Genomic DNA, 17,116 nt, shown 5'->3' with positions numbered 1-17,116 from the left:
TCATGCTAGATTACTAATTATAAATTAGTATGAAAACTCAGCGCGACGGTTTTTTGCCCAAGCACTCTCAGAATGTGCTTCATCAACCGGGTTATCTTCACCGAAACTGATCACGTTAATACGGCTAGGACTTACACCCTCTGCAACCAATGCATTTTGAACGGCATTTGCACGACGCTCACCTAAAGCTAAGTTATATTCACGCGTACCACGCTCATCGCAATAACCGCTAACAGTCAAAGAAGCTCCAGGAACTAAAGACATATAATCGGCGTGTGCTTTAATTAACGCATAGTCACTTGGACGAATTTCAGACATATCGAAATCGAAATGAACCACTTTGCCATCAATAGCCGCTTTCAGTTCAGCTTTCTTAGCTTCCAAGTCTGCAGCCGCACGCTCTGCAGCCGCTCTTTTTGCAGCTTCAATATCCGCATCAACCTGATTTGTTGCCACATCTTTATTACTGCTATCTGAATCTGTTTTAGGAGTAGAACTACAACCGACTAATGTGAAACCTAAAAAACCAACTAAAAATAATTGTGTAATGCTTTTGAAAGACATGGCCTTATTTCCTAAATTAAAAAATTAATATTTTGTGATACAGCTAATTATATTAAAAACACTGGTTGTTGGGTTGCGAATTTAAAATAATTTTAGTTTTTCGACATCATTCAAATTTTACAAAATTTAAATAAACTCAAAGAATTTAACTCGAGGAAGAGTCAAAAAGACCCCGGCTAAAAAGCCGGGTAAGCGGGCTACATTATGAAAAACGTAAATCCAATTACAAACGTTTTCATGGGTTCATTAAATCACAGCAATGGATAAGGCTTATTGATTGAAATCAATTAAGCTAACAGTTGTGCATTTAATGTTGTCAGCCCGCTTCTTTGCACACCTCACAACTGCTTATACCAGCAATGTTCTTAAGAAGCTTCTCGTTATAGATAATGACTTCTTTCTTTTTCCAACTGACGATATGATCGGCATTGAACTTAGCCAAAATGCGTGAAACCGTTTCAGGCGTTAACCCTAAATACAAGGCAACATCCCTATGTAAAATACTTAAGCGGAATTCATCATAAGCGTAGCCACGATTTTTATAACGTTCGGCCATATTCCAAATAAATTGTGCAACCCTTTGGTCAGCATTACGTTTAATCAGTAACTCAGAATGCATTCTTCCATCATGCATCTTTTTGCTCATCACCGTTAAAATTTGCTGATTAAGATTAGGAATCTTAAGAGAGAGTTCGCTCAACTGATCAAATGGTAAATTACAGACACTTGTACTATCCAGGGCCACAGCATTGTATAGGTAGGCATTTTCTATCAAACCATCAAACCCAACGACATCACCCGGCAAATAGAAGCCGTGCACAATCTCCTCACCAAGATCAGAGTAAGAGTAAAGCTTTACCGCTCCTGCTCTAATGGCAAAGATAGAAGTAAACTTTTGACCAGCTTCATAAAGGTGTTGGTTTTTTTTGAGTGGTGATTTTCGTTCAACGATATCATCTAAACGATCAATATCTGTCTTTAGTAAACCGGTAGGAAAACATATTTTTTGCAAACCACAATTAAAACAACTTGCGTTAAATGCAGATTTCATTTCATTCATAATAGCCCAATGAATTTTTTCGTTACGATTATTCAATCGAATTTTTTATTTTTATTTTTATTTTATATTGTTGATTGTATCGCTTTTATTTTGTTTGTCATCTTTAGTTAATATTTATTTACTTATATTGTACTTATAAGGCTATTAATTTTAACCAATTTACATACGAAATTTAACGAACAACACAATTGCTTAAATTTTAGGCAGTTTAATATTTTTTAGCTAATATAAAGAACTTAAGCAACATTTATCAACTTTACACACAAAGTTATCCACAGCTTTTGTGGAAAAGAACTGTCAAAAAAACACTCAGATGGATTACCCTATAAATATTACATATAACACTTAAATTTCAACCAGATACTTTAAACAATTAAACCTTTTTATAGCATTTAAAATTTAAGTTAGCCTATTACCTTGTCAAGTTTTTTTTCGATTTATTCACTTTTATTAAAAAAACACAAGTCAAAGCAAGGTTTTAACGGCTATGTTAGAATTCCACCACTAAATGAAGTAGCGGTTTCTTGTTGAATTTAGCAACGCTATTAAAAATTAATTTATTGATGGAAATGACTATGTCAAAAATTTTAGGTATCGGAAATGCCGTGCTCGATGTCATATTAACTGTCGACCACCATCCTTTAGAAGATGAAGAATTACGCGCTCAAAGTAAACATATAGAAACTGGTGGCAACGTAAACAATACCTTATATGTATTAAACCAATTAGGACACGATACCGACATCTGCACCACGGTAGCCGCTGACAGTGAAGCCAAGCAGCTTATTTCTGGTTTAAACGCCCGCAATATATCTACTGAGCATACCCAAAAGTTCATCAAAGGCCGTACACCCACGTCTTATGTTACAATAAACGCCCAAAATGGTCACCGTACTATTGTTCACTACCGAGATTTGCCTGAAATCAGTTTTGATTTTTTTGCCAAAATTGAGATTGAGGAGTACGACTGGTTACATTTTGAAGGCCGCAATACCTCTCAATTACCCGGCATGTTGAATATTGCCAAAACATTCTTAACCCACCAGCCAATCTCCCTAGAAGTGGAAAAACCTAGAGAAGGTATCGAAGCCTTATTTGGCAGCGTCAACCTACTGATTTTCTCCCACCACTATGCAACAGCCAAAGGGTTTGAAAACGGCCAAGCTTTACTTGAAAGCCTAAGCTCACACAATGTCAACATGGTCTGTACCTGGGGAGAGCAAGGGGTTTGGTTTAAACCAATCAACGCCGCTATCGAACACATAGAGGCTGAAAACGTTAGCCCAATCATAGATACATTAGCGGCAGGAGATACCTTCAATGCAGGCCTAATCCACTCTTTGATAGAAAAGAACAACTTAAAAGATGCCGTCATTTTTGCTAATAAACTCGCTGCCAAAAAATGCCAACAACCAGGCCTGGACAATCTGCTTGAAGAACGTCCTAACAGCAAACCGCTGGCAAACATGAAACAGCTGAGCAATGCTAAAACCATGGTGGTCACCAGCGATTCTGGCCAGTCGTTGGTACTCATCAAATATGAAAACAGTGTTCGTTGTTATTTAAACAACTGTCCACATCAGGACGTGCCTTTAGACGAGGCTTATAAGATTGATGTGAACCCGTTTGAAAAAACCATGAAATGCTCGGTACATGACGCCTATTTCAATATTGAAGACGGCCTATGTATCGATGGCCCTTGTTGGGATGAATCGCTGAAAAAAGTTGGTGTGAAAGTTGATGAAAATGGCGATATCTATACGGCTTGAACTCTAAACACCTAAAGATTTAGTAGAACTACAATTAAAAAAGCCTCTATAAAGTCACCAGGCCTGGTGACTTTATAGAGGCTTCAACCCTAGCATCGGTAAGATCAATCAGTAGATTAATGCATTACACAAATGCTCACAGTCAATTTAAGATTTAATTTTTCTCTGTCTAAATGCTTCATATAAAGTCACACCAGTGGCAACAGACACATTTAAACTCTCAACCACACCCATCATTGGGATGGCAGCTAAGTGATCACAAGCTTCTCTGGTTAAGCGACGTAAGCCACTTCCTTCCGTACCCATGACAATGCCGATTGAACCAGTTAAGTCGTGGTCATAGATGGTTTGATCGGTTTCACCCGCCAAACCAATCATCCACATTCCCGCCTGCTGCATCTCTTTCATGGTTCTAACCAAATTAGAAACCACAATCAATTTAACATTATCCGCCGCACCGGAAGCCACCTTTCGTACCGTAGCATTCATGCCAACAGAATTATGCTTAGGAATAATAACGGCATGTGCACCAACCGCATCCGCGGTTCTTAGGATGGCGCCTAAATTATGTGGGTCTTGAACCTCATCTAAAAAAACAAAAAGCGGATTACTGGTTTCTTCAATCAAGTTCTTTAAATCAGACTCGGTTAAATCGGCCTGCTTGGCGACCGTTGCCATAACCCCTTGATGATTGCCATCAATCTTATTGAATGCTGATTTACTGACTAATTCAAGATTCAATCCCAAATGCTTAGCTTGATCATGCAAAGCTTGTTGACGGTTATTTAATCGTCCTTTTAAAAAGCTGATGGTGTAAACCGACTGTGGAGATTGCTTGATAAACTTCTCAACCGCATGCAAACCATAAATGACTTCTTGTTTCATGTTGAACTAGCCCCTAATCCGCTTTAGGCTTTGAGCCAGAACGTTTCTTTTTACGGTAGAAACGTTTCTTACGTGGCGCTTTCTCTTCAGTTGGCTTTTCAGCGTCCGTTGAATCATTATCTTCTGCATTCACAGCTGGCTCAGCATGTTCAGTTAAGCTTTCAATAAAACGTAAATCCACTTTACGGTCATCTAGATTCACTTGAGCCACCTGAACTTTAATACGATCACCTAAACGATAAACCTTACCAGTACGTTCACCTTTCAAGCAGTGACGCGCATTATCGTAATGGAAGTAATCTTCACCCAATTCGGTAATATGCACTAAACCTTCAACAAACAACGGCTGCAACTCAACAAACAGACCAAAATTGGTTGCTGCTGAAACCACGGCCTCATACTCACCACCAATACGGTGAGATAGGAATTCGCATTTCAAGAAGGTAACCGCATCACGAGTCGCTTCATCTGCACGTCTTTCTGTATCAGAACAGTGCTGCCCCAAGTCAACCATTTGATTTTCCGTGTAATCAAACTTCTCAACACCCTGCTTACTCCAAACATGGCGAATCGCACGGTGAATCAATAAATCAGGGTAGCGGCGAATCGGTGAAGTGAAGTGAGCGTAATGCTCATAATTCAGACCAAAGTGTCCTTTATTTTCAGGCTGATAAACCGCCTGGTTCATACTGCGCAACAATACCGTTTGCACCAAATGCTCATGCGGTTCGCCTTCCACCTTAGCGGCAACATCGGCGTAATCATGTGCGGTTGGCTCATCACCACCCTCAAGGGTTAAACCAAAATCACCAAGGAACGTTCTTAAATTTTTCAGACGCTCTTCCATTGGTTTTTCATGCACACGATAAAGCATTGGCATTTTATGCCATTTCAGATAACGAGCGGTTGCTACGTTAGCCATCAACATACACTCTTCAATCAGTTTGTGAGCGTCGTTGCGAACCACCGGCACGATTTCCTGAATCTTGCGGTCTTCATCAAACACCATGCGTGTTTCTGTAGTTTCAAATTCCAAAGCACCACGTTCGGCACGCGCGACTTTCAGTACTTTATATAAATTATAAAGTTCTTCAACATTGGATAATTGCTCAGCAAATTCTTCACGATATTCCGACTTTTCATTGGTAAGCATATCGTTAACCTGGTTATAGGTTAAACGCGCCTTAGAATTCATTACCGCTTGATAGAATTGGCTTTTCTCTAACTTACCGTCCTCGGAAATCATTAAATCGGCAACCATACATAAACGGTCAACATGTGGATTTAAAGAACAAAGGCCATCGGAAAGCTTAGATGGCAACATTGGCACAACACGCTGTGGGAAGTAAACCGAGTTACCACGTTTATATGCCTCTTTATCCAACTCCGTACCCGGTTTCACGTAATGTGAAACATCGGCGATCGCCACCACTAAACGCCAACCGTTTTTACGGCGTTTGGCAAAAACCGCATCATCGAAATCTTTGGTGTCCGCACCATCAATGGTAACTAATTGAAGCCCACGTAAATCCTTACGATCTTCTAAATCCGCTTCAACCACTTCATCAGGAATATTTTCCAGTTCAGCAATCAATTCATCAGACCAATCATTTGGAATTCCATAAGCATGAATGGCAGAATCAATTTCCATTCCAGCGGCCATATAATCGCCAACTACTTCAATGATTTTACCGATAGGCCCAGAACGAGCCGAAGGTTGATGCAGAATTTCCACCAATACGACTTGCTCTTCTTTAGCTTCCAGCAAACCATCTTTAGGGATGAAAATATCTTGGGTAATGCGGTTATTGTTTGGACGAACCCATGACAAACCATCTTCATGGTTTAAACGGCCCAACACCTGTTGGGTATTGTGTTCAGTGACTTCAACAATCGCGCCTTCTTGACGACCACGACGGTCTTCACCAATAACGGAAGCAATAACGATGTCGCCGTGTAGAACTTTATGCATCTCTTTTTCAGAAAGAAAAAGATCTTTACCACCTTCATCAGGCACTAAAAAGCCATAACCGTCTGGATGCCCTAAAACACGACCTTTAATCAGATCCATCTTTTTCAGCAAACCAAAGGCACCACGGCGGTTACGAATTAATTGACCATCTCGAACCATCGCTTTCATACGACGCGACAAGGCTTCAAAACGTTCTTCGTCCTCTTCATCAACATCAACGGCCTTAGCCACCTGATAGAGTCTTAAAGGCTTTTGCGCTTCTTCTAAAACTTCTAAAATAAACTCACGACTTGGAATTGGGTTTTCATACTTATCAGCTTCACGCTGTGCATGTGGATCCTGTTGACCCGATGTATTTTCTTTACTCACGAATACCATCTAAAATTGAAAACGCCCCCTCTTTTAGCACTTAAATAAACTCCACTAAGTGATAAATTCCAGAGCGTTAATTGAAAAAATTGGCGCTATTATAACAAATAGTTAACGATTTATTTTATTACTGTTAACTCTGCCTCGATTCCCCTCTCTTCTTGAGAGTAAAGTCGGGAATAAAGCTTATAAAGCGCCGATTGAACCGCCTCTTCCAACACTGGGTGATAGAAGGGCATTTTTATCAAATCCAACACACTCATTTGCTGTTCAACCGCCCAAGCTAATAAATGCGTTAAATGTTCAGCGTGTGGCATCAGCATTTCACCACCCACCAATCGGCGTGTTGTTTTATCGGCAAACAGACATATCACACCATGATCTTCTGCCATAACGATGGCCCTGCCATTGTTTCTTTCCAAATGAAAATCGATGACTTCGGTATTTTCCAAATCCAAATCTCGATAACACATCCCAAAAAAACCAATCCCTGGGTCAGTAAACGCAATACCTAAAGGTGTTTTTCTCGTATATTTTTTCACATCCGGATAATTCATCGCATTACTCACGGCAATTTTGCCTTCATGAGCCGCCTCGTGCAGAATCGGACGATAACCATTAACATCACCGGCAATAAACAGCGGTTTATCCTCTATTTGCATGGTATTGATATTAAAATCAGGCATTCCCTTTTGATTAAGGGTCACACCCGTCTTTTCGATATCAAGCGAGTCAATATTAGGACGACGCCCCAAGGACGCGAGCACGGCATCGACTTCGAAAAATCCACCACCGACCTTGACCAAAACACCGGTTTCAGTATTCTCTAATTGAGCAGGCGTGCCTAAGTGTATCGGAAAATCTTTTGAAAACAACTCAATCGCTTTTTCAATTGCAACTGGAGTTGCCAGTCCCCCAACAGCATCAAGCATCTCAAAACCCATAACCTCAACCCCCAGACGGGATAATGCTTGCCCAAGCTCTAAACCAATAATCCCCAAGCCAACCACAGCAATACGCTTTGGTAATTCGGCCAATTCAAAAATCTGGTCACTGGTTAACAGCTTATCACCTAGAACCTGCCAGGGCCCAGGCACGATAGGCCTTGAGCCTGTTGCAATAATAATTTTTTCCGCATAAATAATTTCGCCGTTTACCTCGAGCTGATTAGGCGCAATAAACTTTGCATAACCGTCAATGAATTGCTCAGAAGTCAAACCATCTGTTGAGCTGGTTTTCACACCATTGGTGAAACGATCTCGTAAACGCCTAACCCGCTGCATCACATGCTGACTATCGATTTCCAGCTTTTCGCCCCCTTGAACACCAAACTCATTCAGCATCAAACGTTTATGAAAGAGATTTGCAGACTGGATCATGGCTTTAGATGGCATACAGCCCACCCTAGCGCAGGTAGTACCAAGCGGTCCGCCATTGATTAACACGAAATCATCGGTTTGCTTGCGAATCGCTCCCATTGCCGTTAGGCCAGAAGTACCTGCGCCTAAAATGGCATATTTAACTCTTCGCATACGCTTCTCCAAATATTTCTGTGCAATGATTCGTCTTGTTGTAAAAATTATCCTTCACCTCAATTATCGTTGCATTAACTCAAATCAAGAACTTGGGATTAAACCCCTTGTTTAAAAGATAACCCAAAACCAATCTCCTATCATGAAATACTTGTGACATTTCGATTTGAGCCGCCATGTCTTTTTTATTCTGGGTTCCCTAATTAAAACAGTTTATTTTGAGTCAAACTAAAACCCTAAGTATAAATCAGCAAACTCGACTAATTGCTAAGCAAAAAAAATTTGGGTTTTCTTCCCGCTGTAACTCCACTAGAATAAGTCCAATCAAATCTACCAGGATTGACTTTTGCGCAAGTCGAACTATTTAACCACCCCTTTATCCTTACTCTCAGGTATAGCGATTGTATTGCTTATACTGTTAAGCCAACCTGCGTCTGCAGAAACTAAAGCTAAAACCATCAGCGAACGAATCAACCAACCTTTTATTGGCGACTTGAAACAAATTAGAGAGCGGCGCATTCTTAGAGTACTTGTCAGCTACAACCGCACCAACTTTTTTCATACCACCCGGGGCGATAGAGGAATCGAACACGATTTGATGAAAGAGTTTGAGAAGTATATAAATCGTGGCCCGAGAAAAGAACGTTATAAAACCCACATTGTATTTTTAGCGCGACCATTTGAACGACTCGTGCCAGACTTGAAAGCCGGATACGGTGATATAGCGGCATCTGGCTTGACTATCACCCCTGAACGCGCAAACTATATCGACTTTACCGAACCCTACATTACAGACGTACAAGAAGTCTTGGTTTCCAATAAAAACAATCCAGAACCAACCACTCTTCAAGAACTCTCTGGAAAACAGATCATTGTCGTTTCTAACAGCAGCTACATCATCCATCTTGAGCGCATGAACCAAGCACTTGGACGGTTAGGTTTGCCTGCGATAGAAATCATCAAAGCCGACTCGTTGCTTGAAGCCGAGGATTTATTGGAAATGGTGAATGCAGGACTGTTTGAATACACCGTTGTAGACAGCCACATCGCTGAAATTTACAAAAACATTTTTCACGAGTTACGTGTTCAAGATGATTTTATTTTTCATCATGGTGGCAATATCGCATGGGCAATCAATCAAAACCTGCCAGATTTGAAACATGCTTTAAATGAGTTTATTAAGAAATACGCCAGGCCTGGTAAGTTTTTAGGCAACAGCCTTTACAAAAAATATTTTAAAAACCCTTTTTGGATCCAGCAGCCCCTTTCATTGAATGCCTTAAATGAAATCCCTTGCTTACAGTATTATTTTGAAAAATACTCGGAGTTTTTTGATTTTGACTGGTATTTGATTGCCTCTCAAGCCTATCAAGAGTCGGGCTTTAAACAAGACCTGGTAAGCAGGGCAAATGCTGTCGGGATAATGCAAATCAAACCCTCTACAGCAAAATCTAAGATTGTGAACATCCCCAATATCCATGATTTGGAAACCAACATTTTGGCTGGCGTGAAATATCTGGCCTTTATTAGAGATTTTTACTTCGATAAACCCGAATACTCACCGGAAGACAAAATCAATTTCACTCTTGCCGCCTACAATGCAGGACCCGGACGAATCCGTAAGCTTCAGCGAATGGCTGAATCCAGGGGATTAAACCCGCATAAATGGCACTACAATGTAGAGGTGATGGCAAGACAAGAAATCGGTCAAGAAACCGTAAACTATGTAACCAAGATTCAAAAGACGAAAATCGCCCTCAAACTTTCTAAAGAGTTGGCCGAGAAAAAGCATCAGTTAAAAGAGCAGAAAATCGATACCTTTATGGAACTGAAAGAACTTAAAGAGTTACAAGAACCACAAAACTGAATGGTTCTTTATAACGGACGATAGACTCTGACATTATCATAGCCCGCATCTCTTAAATACTGGGCATGCAACTGACTCATCACACCTTTCTCACAATACAGAACGTACTGGAAAGATTGGTCCAGCTTTTTAAACGTTCGGTTCAATTCATTAAATGGAATATTGATATTTTCGATTGGCAAAGGGTCATGGGTCGCCTCAGACTCCCTGCGAATATCAATCACCTTTGCATCTCCTGGTGTATTCACCACCTCTACAGGAGCGGCCGCATTCACATCTTCAATGATTTTATCTACCGGTATCGTAATCGAGCGCTCAATGGCCTCTTCCAACACCTCATAATTGAAGCGTTTCGCCTCCCTTTCCATGCGTGAAAAAGAAGCGCTGGTAACCGGGTTCTTTGAAATCACGCCGCAATATTCTGGCATGTTTTCCGCAAATTCACGGGTACCGATGCTATCCGCTATCTGGATGATTTCCGGCTTATTCATGGTAGCCAAAGGGCGTAAAATCAACTTGTTAGATACCTCATCAATCACTGCCAAATTACGCAAAGTCTGACTACTCACTTGAGCGACACTTTCTCCCGTGACCAAGGCATCAATCCCCATTACATCGGCTATTTTTTCTGATGCCATAATCATAAGACGCTTTAAGGTCACGCCCATATAACTTTCATGGGTCGACCTGAAAATTTCCTCGACCACCCCTTCAAACGGCACTGAAATAAATTGCACCCGATGGGAAGCGCCAAATTGACTCCAAAGGTAGAGCGCAACCTGTTTAACACCAACCTCATGAGCCGCCCCCCCCAAGTTGAAAAAGATAAAGTGGGTTTTAATACCGCGTTTCATCGTTAAATAACTGGCAACGGTGGAGTCGAAACCACCAGACATAAGCGATAAAACTTCGCCTTGCAAACCGATAGGAAAACCGCCCAGGCCTGGTTGACGTTTAGTGATCACATTCAAAGTGTTTTGGTTTAACTCAAACTCGACTTTCACCTCGGGCTTATGCAAATCAACCCCTTTAGGATTACCGTGCTCATACATATATGAACCGACAAAACGTTCTATTTCAAACGAAGTTAACGAATGTTCACCACTGCGTTTTGCCCTAACCACAAAAGTCTTACCGTCAATTAAATCCAACTTATGAAAAGCGACTTTTTCAGCAATAGCGTTCAAATCTTCACCTGTTTCGTACTGAACGACTTCAAGATACTGTTCGACCCCAGGTGTTTGCTGTAACACTTTGCGAACTGCGTTGACATACTGGTCATCAACCTGAACTTCAATCTTGTCCCAAAAACGTTTAATTTCAATTGAGTTATCGATTCTAAAAAGCAAGGTACGCAAATTATCATGAAGCATACTGATCATGCGCTTTTTAACAGGACCACCTTTAATCATGATCTCGGGAAATAACTTAACAATAAATTTCATTCTTAACTCTTTTTACAAATTCAACATTCTTAATAACAACATTATGAAACAGTTCCATCAAGCTAAACAGTGAATAACCGTCTCTTTCATCTCGCTTATTGTACAACAGTAACGACAATGCTTTTAGACTGCATGATGAGATTCTGTACGCTTTCACCAGGCCTGGTAACTCCGTTATCCAAGGAAATCAAAAAACATCTATGGCGATATTCAATTGATATATATACCGTACGCATGTTAAAATTAAAAAGTTTACAATTTCAATTTAATACAGAGAGACCCTCGATGAAAAGATTAGATCAAGTACTATCTAACGACGGCGTAAATGCTGAACTAGAGCTAGTTATCAAAGACGTAATGGTTGCATGTAAAGACATCGCATACAAATTAGGTCAAGGTGAATTAGCTGGTATCTTAGGCGCGACGGAAGACGAAAACGTTCAAGGTGAAACGCAAAAGATGTTAGATGTAATCTCTAACGACCTTCTAAAAGACATCCTAGTTGCAAACAAATTCGTTCGTGGTGTAGGTTCTGAAGAAGAAGATTACACAATTGCTGGTCACGCTGGTGGTAAATACCTAGTCACTTTCGATCCATTAGACGGTTCTTCAAACATCGACGTAAACCTTTCTGTTGGTACTATCTTCTCTATCTTAGAAGCTAAAGATGATCAATCTGGCGACAACCAAGAAGTATTCCTTCAAAACGGTCGCAACCAAGTAGCTGCTGGTTACGTTCTTTACGGACCATCTACATTATTGGTTATGACAACAGGTAATGGCGTTAACCTATTCACTTTAGATACTAATATCGGTGAATTCGTTTTAACTAAAGCTGCGTTACAAATTCCTGAAGAAACTGCAGAATTCGCAATCAACATGTCTAACCAGCGTTTCTGGGAACCAGAAATGAAGCAGTACATTGATGACTGCCTAAAAGGTGAAGAAGGTCCTCTAGGTAAGCGTTACAACATGCGTTGGGTTGCTTCAATGGTTGCTGAAGTTCACCGTATCCTTATCCGTGGTGGTATCTTCATGTACCCATACGACAGCCGCGACCCTTCAAAAGCAGGTAAACTACGTTTAATGTACGAAGGTAACCCAATGTCAATGATTGTTGAACAAGCTGGCGGTGCATCTTCTACTGGTCGTATGGACATCATGGATGTTCAACCACAAGGTATCCACGATCGCGTTCCTGTTGTTCTAGGTTCTAAAAACGAAGTTGCTAAAGTGGTTGCATACCACAACAAATAATCGAATCTTATAGCAATTCGAACAACACCCGCAAAAGTTAACCACGAAGGCACGAAGACACGAAGTTTTTGCTGTTTAAACGGAGAATTAATGCGGGTGTTTTGCGTTATAAAAACGATAAAAATCACTCTAATAAAATACCACTGACCGATTCACACCTTGATTTCTTCGTGTCTTCGTGTCTTCGTGGTAAAGACAAAAGGAAATTAAAACATGGGATATTCAGCAGTACCAGCAGGTAAAGACGTTCCTAATGACGTTAACGTCATTATCGAGATTCCAGCATTCGCGGCACCAATCAAGTATGAAGTAGACAAAGATACTGACTTGGTTTGGGTTGACCGTCTTCAAGGCGCAACCATGTCTTACCCTGCTAACTACGGTTACATCAATGACACTCTATCTGATGACGGTGACCCAGTTGATGTTTTAGTGGTCACACCACACCCTCTAATGGTAGGTTCTGTCATTCGCTGTCGTCCAATCGGCATTTTCAAAATGACGGATGACGGTGGTGAAGATGCAAAAGTTATCGCTGTACCGGTAGATAAACTATCACCAATCTACTCTAAAATTGAAAAAGTGGAAGATATTCCGCTTTTAAAAGAACAAGTAGAACATTTCTTTAGCCACTACAAAGACCTTGAACCAGGAAAATGGGTTAAGGTTGATGGATGGGGCGATGTAGAAGCAGCTCGTCAAGAAATCTTGAACGGCGTTAAGAGTTATCAAGAAAAATAATAGTTTCTGCTTATAAAGTGGATGGTTATCATTATTCAAAGCCCTCTTTTATGAGGGCTTTTTTATGCCCATCGTAAAATCCCCAACAAAAACAATCCTCACAAAGCCCCTCTAGAGCATTTAATTAGCGCGGGCTTGCTTAAATCATCAAAAATATCTGCTATAATGCTCACTAATTTTGTTTTAGAAAACTGAGAGTAAAAATGGCAGCTGAAAATCGTGATAAGCAGTTAAGAGCGCGAGTCAAACTACTAGGTAACATTCTAGGAAAAGTCATCACTTCGCAAGTAGGTGTTGAAACTTATAATGCAGTTGAAAAGCTTCGTAAAGGCTATATCACCCTGCAAAAAAATGATGACCCGGAGCTTCGCTTAGAACTTAAGACATTCATTGAATCTCGCAGTGCCGATGAACTTAACCTCATTATCCGTGCATTTAACCTGTACTTCAGCTTAGTCAACCTGGCTGAAGAAGAGCACCAATACCATGAAAGACAAAGCCAATTAAAGTCAGATGGCCCTTTATGGACAGGCTCTGTGCTCAATACCGTTGGCGAGTTCAAAGAGCAAGGTATGGATGCCTCGCAAGTGCAAGAACTACTTAATAAACTGCACTATATCCCAGTTTTCACCGCTCACCCAACGGAATCAAAACGCCGTTCGGTAATGGACAATCTAAGAAGAATTTTCTTGGATATCGGCACACTGAACGAAGCCGATACCTATAACAATGAATATGTTAAAGAGTCGCTATACCAGCAATTAGAATCTCAAATTCAAGTACTTTGGCAAACAGATGAAGTGCGTCGTCAAAAACCAACGGTTGAAGATGAGATTCGCAACGGTATCTACTATTTCCGTAAATCGCTGTTCGATGCGGTACCGGTTGTGTATAACTACATGGAAAGAGCTTTAGCTAAACACTACCCAGACGATAAGATTGAAACGCCAAACTTCTTAACATTTGGTTCTTGGATTGGTGGTGACCGTGACGGCAACCCATTTGTTACCCATGATACAACCGTCAAAGCACTTCTATTACAAAGCCGTGCGGCCATCTATGAATATCAGAAACGTATCTTTGATTTAAGCTCTAAGCTGACTCACTCTCGTTACCTATGCAATATCTCGCAAGAGATCATCAATCGTTCGATGATTGTCGATGCCGACTTGATCAAAGCGGTATTCAAAAAACGCTCAGAACGTTTCAAAGATGAGCCTTATCGTCGTTTCCTTTATCTGATGGAAGGCCGTTTAAAGCAGAACATCAAATACATTGAAGCTTGGCTGGATGACTCCCCTATCGAAAAAAGCCCTTTTGCTTACCACTCTGAAGATGAATTGCTTGAAGACCTAGAGTTAATCTATGATTCCTTATGCAATCATGGCGATGAGAATGTTGCCAATGAAGAACTTCAAGACCTGATTCGTTTAGTTAAAACCTTTGGTTTCTACTTAATGCGTTTAGATATTCGTCAAGAATCGAATGTGCATAGCGATGCCGTTGCGGACTTGCTTTCACATTTAGATATCGATTATATGAGCCTAAGTGAATCTGAGCGCTTAGAAGTATTAGCGAAACATGTCGCTTCAGCCACTATCATCGATACCCAACATCTTGCATTGAACAAAATGACAAAAGAAGTGCTTGAGGTCTTCAATGTTATTCGTGAAATGCGTAAAGAGATTAGTCCAAAAGCGTTCAATAACTATGTCATTTCGATGACCCATGAAGCGAGCCATGTCATGGAAGTGTTGTTCTTAGCACACCAAGCAGGCCTGGCAGGTTATAACGCTGGCGAACCTTACTGTGATATTCAGATCTCCCCTCTATTTGAGACGATTGAAGATCTAGAACACATTGTGCCAGTAACGCAATCGCTATTTGAAAACAACACCTATAAAGCCCTTCTAAAAGCATCAGGCAATCAGCAAGAGATTATGCTGGGTTACTCTGATTCTGCTAAAGATGGTGGTAATCTTTCATCGGCCTGGAGCCTATACCAAGCTCAACAACAGATCATGAAACTGGCTGACGCTCACGAAGTCGATTGCCGTCTATTCCACGGCCGTGGTGGTACGGTTGGTCGTGGTGGAGGCCCGACTCACTTTGCCATCTTGTCACAGCCAACCGGAACGGTTCGCGGCTCAATCAAGTTTACTGAGCAAGGTGAAGTTCTATCTTACAAATACAGCAACTCGGAAACAGCGATGTATGAACTTTCTTTAGGTGTAACAGGCCTGATGAAAGCCAGTACCGGTTTGGTTCAATCGATCACTAAAGACAAGCCGGAATACCTTGAATCTATGGCTAAATTAGCCAAAGATGGTGAGCATAGCTTCCGCGAACTAACGGATCATACAAAAGGATTCTTCGAATTCTTCTATGAAGCTACACCGGTAACTGAAATTGGATTGCTGAACATTGGTTCTCGCCCTTCTCACCGTAAGAAAGGCAATTTATCCAAGTCTTCTATTCGTGCGATTCCATGGATTTTTGGTTGGGCGCAAGCTCGTCTTACCTTCCCTGCATGGCAAGGTACAGGTTACGCCTTGGATAACTGGATTAAAGAACATGGTGATGAACAACTTAAAGAGATGCATGAAAATTGGCCTTTCTTTAGAGCGTTAATCAGCAATATTCAGATGGCTTTATTCAAGACGGATTTGACGATTGGTAAAGAATACAGCAAATTAGGTCAAGACCAAGAAGTTGCACAGAAAATCTACAATATGATTGCTGAAGAGCACAAACGTTCGGTAAGCCGTATTCTGGAAATCAGCGGCAATGAATACTTAATGGCGGAAACACCGACCATTGCACTTTCCCTGAAAAGACGCAATCCGTACTTGGTGCCATTAAACAATATTCAAATTGCTTTACTATCACGCTATAAATCTACGGATATTACTGAAGAAGAGCGTGAAGTATGGCTAACCCCTCTTCTAAACAGCATCAATGCCATTGCTGCGGGTATGAGAAATACAGGTTAATACTGTTTAAGCCTTTACCCTCAACAAAGAACCCCACTATCATCGAGTGGGGTTTTTTATTTATACTAATAAATTTAATCGTTATATAAACTAAATTTCTTAAAATTAGAAATTTATGAAAATAACAGTATAATAGTCAGCCCAAACTTAATTTTCGCTGTTTAGGGTTAAAAATCTGCCGTAAACTGAGTAATGGTGATCCCATTTTTCGAGCTAAAGAGAACTATATGCAAGTAACGCTACTAAAATCGAAACTACATCGTGTGACGACCACACATGCTGAGCTAGACTATGAAGGCTCATGTGCAATCGATGGTCACTTATTAGAAGTGGCAGGGATTCGAGAATACGAACAAATCCAAATCTATAACATCAATAACGGTGAACGTTTCACAACCTATGCGATTCGTGCAGAAGATCATAGTGGAATCATCTCTGTAAACGGCGCTGCGGCTCATAAAGCAAACCCAAAGGATTTGTTGATTATTGCAACTTATGCATCGATGGATGAGGCAGAAGCTGATAACTTCAAACCCAAACTTGTCTACTTTGACGAGAACAATCAAATCACGCATACACGCAATACGATTCCGACACAAACGGTAGACATGTCTAAAGCCAGTTAATCTTTATTAACCCTTAAGACCAAAAAAGCTGACTTT

Annotated in this window: 12 protein-coding genes; 6 read left to right on the top strand and 6 right to left on the bottom strand. The window is 40.7% G+C overall.

The features are described 5' to 3' along the window. Window positions 1–24 precede the first annotated feature (24 nt). Window positions 25–564: a peptidoglycan-associated lipoprotein Pal gene (gene pal, locus L6421_RS03695; protein ID WP_237263707.1), complete on the bottom strand. Its 540-nt coding sequence runs from the start codon at window positions 562–564 to the stop codon at window positions 25–27. 316 nt (window positions 565–880) lie between these two features. Beyond that, complete coding sequence (gene fnr / locus L6421_RS03690; protein WP_237263704.1) at window positions 881–1,660, bottom strand: fumarate/nitrate reduction transcriptional regulator Fnr; 780 nt, start codon at window positions 1,658–1,660, stop codon at window positions 881–883. A gap of 539 nt (window positions 1,661–2,199) precedes the next feature. Between fnr and L6421_RS03685 the strand changes: the two genes are divergently transcribed. After that, entirely contained in the window at window positions 2,200–3,393 is a 1,194-nt protein-coding gene (locus L6421_RS03685; RefSeq protein ID WP_237263702.1) for a PfkB family carbohydrate kinase, read from the top strand. A gap of 147 nt (window positions 3,394–3,540) precedes the next feature. Here the strand turns inward: L6421_RS03685 and rlmB are convergent, their stop codons facing one another. From rlmB to L6421_RS03670, 3 genes are all read right to left on the bottom strand, one after another. Continuing rightward, window positions 3,541–4,278: a 23S rRNA (guanosine(2251)-2'-O)-methyltransferase RlmB gene (gene rlmB / locus L6421_RS03680; RefSeq protein WP_237263700.1), complete on the bottom strand. Its 738-nt coding sequence runs from the start codon at window positions 4,276–4,278 to the stop codon at window positions 3,541–3,543. 13 nt (window positions 4,279–4,291) lie between these two features. Further along, window positions 4,292–6,619, bottom strand: a complete 2,328-nt coding sequence (rnr, locus tag L6421_RS03675; protein ID WP_237263698.1) for a ribonuclease R — start codon at window positions 6,617–6,619, stop codon at window positions 4,292–4,294. 119 nt (window positions 6,620–6,738) lie between these two features. After that, window positions 6,739–8,151 carry a dihydrolipoyl dehydrogenase gene (locus tag L6421_RS03670; RefSeq protein WP_237263696.1) on the bottom strand — a complete coding sequence of 471 codons (1,413 nt, stop codon included), beginning with the start codon at window positions 8,149–8,151 and terminating at the stop codon, window positions 6,739–6,741. 346 nt (window positions 8,152–8,497) lie between these two features. Between L6421_RS03670 and L6421_RS03665 the strand changes: the two genes are divergently transcribed. Next, the gene (locus L6421_RS03665) at window positions 8,498–10,018 is read left to right on the top strand and encodes an MltF family protein (protein WP_237263695.1); all 1,521 of its coding nucleotides are present in this window, start codon (window positions 8,498–8,500) and stop codon (window positions 10,016–10,018) included. Between the two features lie 8 nt (window positions 10,019–10,026). Here the strand turns inward: L6421_RS03665 and thiI are convergent, their stop codons facing one another. Beyond that, entirely contained in the window at window positions 10,027–11,463 is a 1,437-nt protein-coding gene (gene thiI, locus L6421_RS03660; RefSeq protein ID WP_237263692.1) for a tRNA uracil 4-sulfurtransferase ThiI, read from the bottom strand. A 285-nt stretch (window positions 11,464–11,748) separates the two neighbouring features. Here thiI and L6421_RS03655 point away from each other — a divergent pair, with 285 nt between their 5' ends. From L6421_RS03655 to panD, 4 genes are all read left to right on the top strand, one after another. After that, a complete protein-coding gene (locus L6421_RS03655; protein WP_237263690.1) occupies window positions 11,749–12,720 on the top strand; it encodes a class 1 fructose-bisphosphatase in 972 nt (323 codons plus the stop codon). A gap of 213 nt (window positions 12,721–12,933) precedes the next feature. Beyond that, a complete protein-coding gene (gene ppa / locus L6421_RS03650) occupies window positions 12,934–13,461 on the top strand; it encodes an inorganic diphosphatase (protein ID WP_237263671.1) in 528 nt (175 codons plus the stop codon). Window positions 13,462–13,664: 203 nt separating this feature from the next. Continuing rightward, on the top strand, window positions 13,665–16,454 hold the full coding sequence (gene ppc / locus L6421_RS03645; RefSeq protein ID WP_237263653.1) for a phosphoenolpyruvate carboxylase: 2,790 nt from the start codon (window positions 13,665–13,667) through the stop codon (window positions 16,452–16,454). Between the two features lie 227 nt (window positions 16,455–16,681). Then, window positions 16,682–17,080 (top strand): aspartate 1-decarboxylase, encoded by a 399-nt coding sequence (panD, locus tag L6421_RS03640; protein ID WP_237263642.1) that lies wholly within the window; start codon window positions 16,682–16,684, stop codon window positions 17,078–17,080. Window positions 17,081–17,116 lie beyond the last annotated feature (36 nt).

Source organism: Thiomicrorhabdus immobilis (assembly GCF_021654855.1).
GTDB classification, from domain to species: domain Bacteria; phylum Pseudomonadota; class Gammaproteobacteria; order Thiomicrospirales; family Thiomicrospiraceae; genus Thiomicrorhabdus; species Thiomicrorhabdus immobilis.
This window is presented reverse-complemented; position numbering and strand designations above follow the sequence as displayed.

Bases quoted from the DNA above. Each gene is read 5' to 3' on its own strand.
- thiI (WP_237263692.1), bottom strand. From the start codon at position 11,463: ATGAAATTTATTGTTAAGTTATTTCCCGAGATCATGATTAAAGGTGGT.
- pal (WP_237263707.1), bottom strand. From the start codon at position 564: ATGTCTTTCAAAAGCATTACACAATTATTTTTAGTTGGTTTTTTAGGT.
- L6421_RS03670 (WP_237263696.1), bottom strand. From the start codon at position 8,151: ATGCGAAGAGTTAAATATGCCATTTTAGGCGCAGGTACTTCTGGCCTA.
- rlmB (WP_237263700.1), bottom strand. From the start codon at position 4,278: ATGAAACAAGAAGTCATTTATGGTTTGCATGCGGTTGAGAAGTTTATC.
- panD (WP_237263642.1), top strand. From the start codon at position 16,682: ATGCAAGTAACGCTACTAAAATCGAAACTACATCGTGTGACGACCACA.
- L6421_RS03655 (WP_237263690.1), top strand. From the start codon at position 11,749: ATGAAAAGATTAGATCAAGTACTATCTAACGACGGCGTAAATGCTGAA.
- L6421_RS03685 (WP_237263702.1), top strand. From the start codon at position 2,200: ATGTCAAAAATTTTAGGTATCGGAAATGCCGTGCTCGATGTCATATTA.
- ppa (WP_237263671.1), top strand. From the start codon at position 12,934: ATGGGATATTCAGCAGTACCAGCAGGTAAAGACGTTCCTAATGACGTT.
- ppc (WP_237263653.1), top strand. From the start codon at position 13,665: ATGGCAGCTGAAAATCGTGATAAGCAGTTAAGAGCGCGAGTCAAACTA.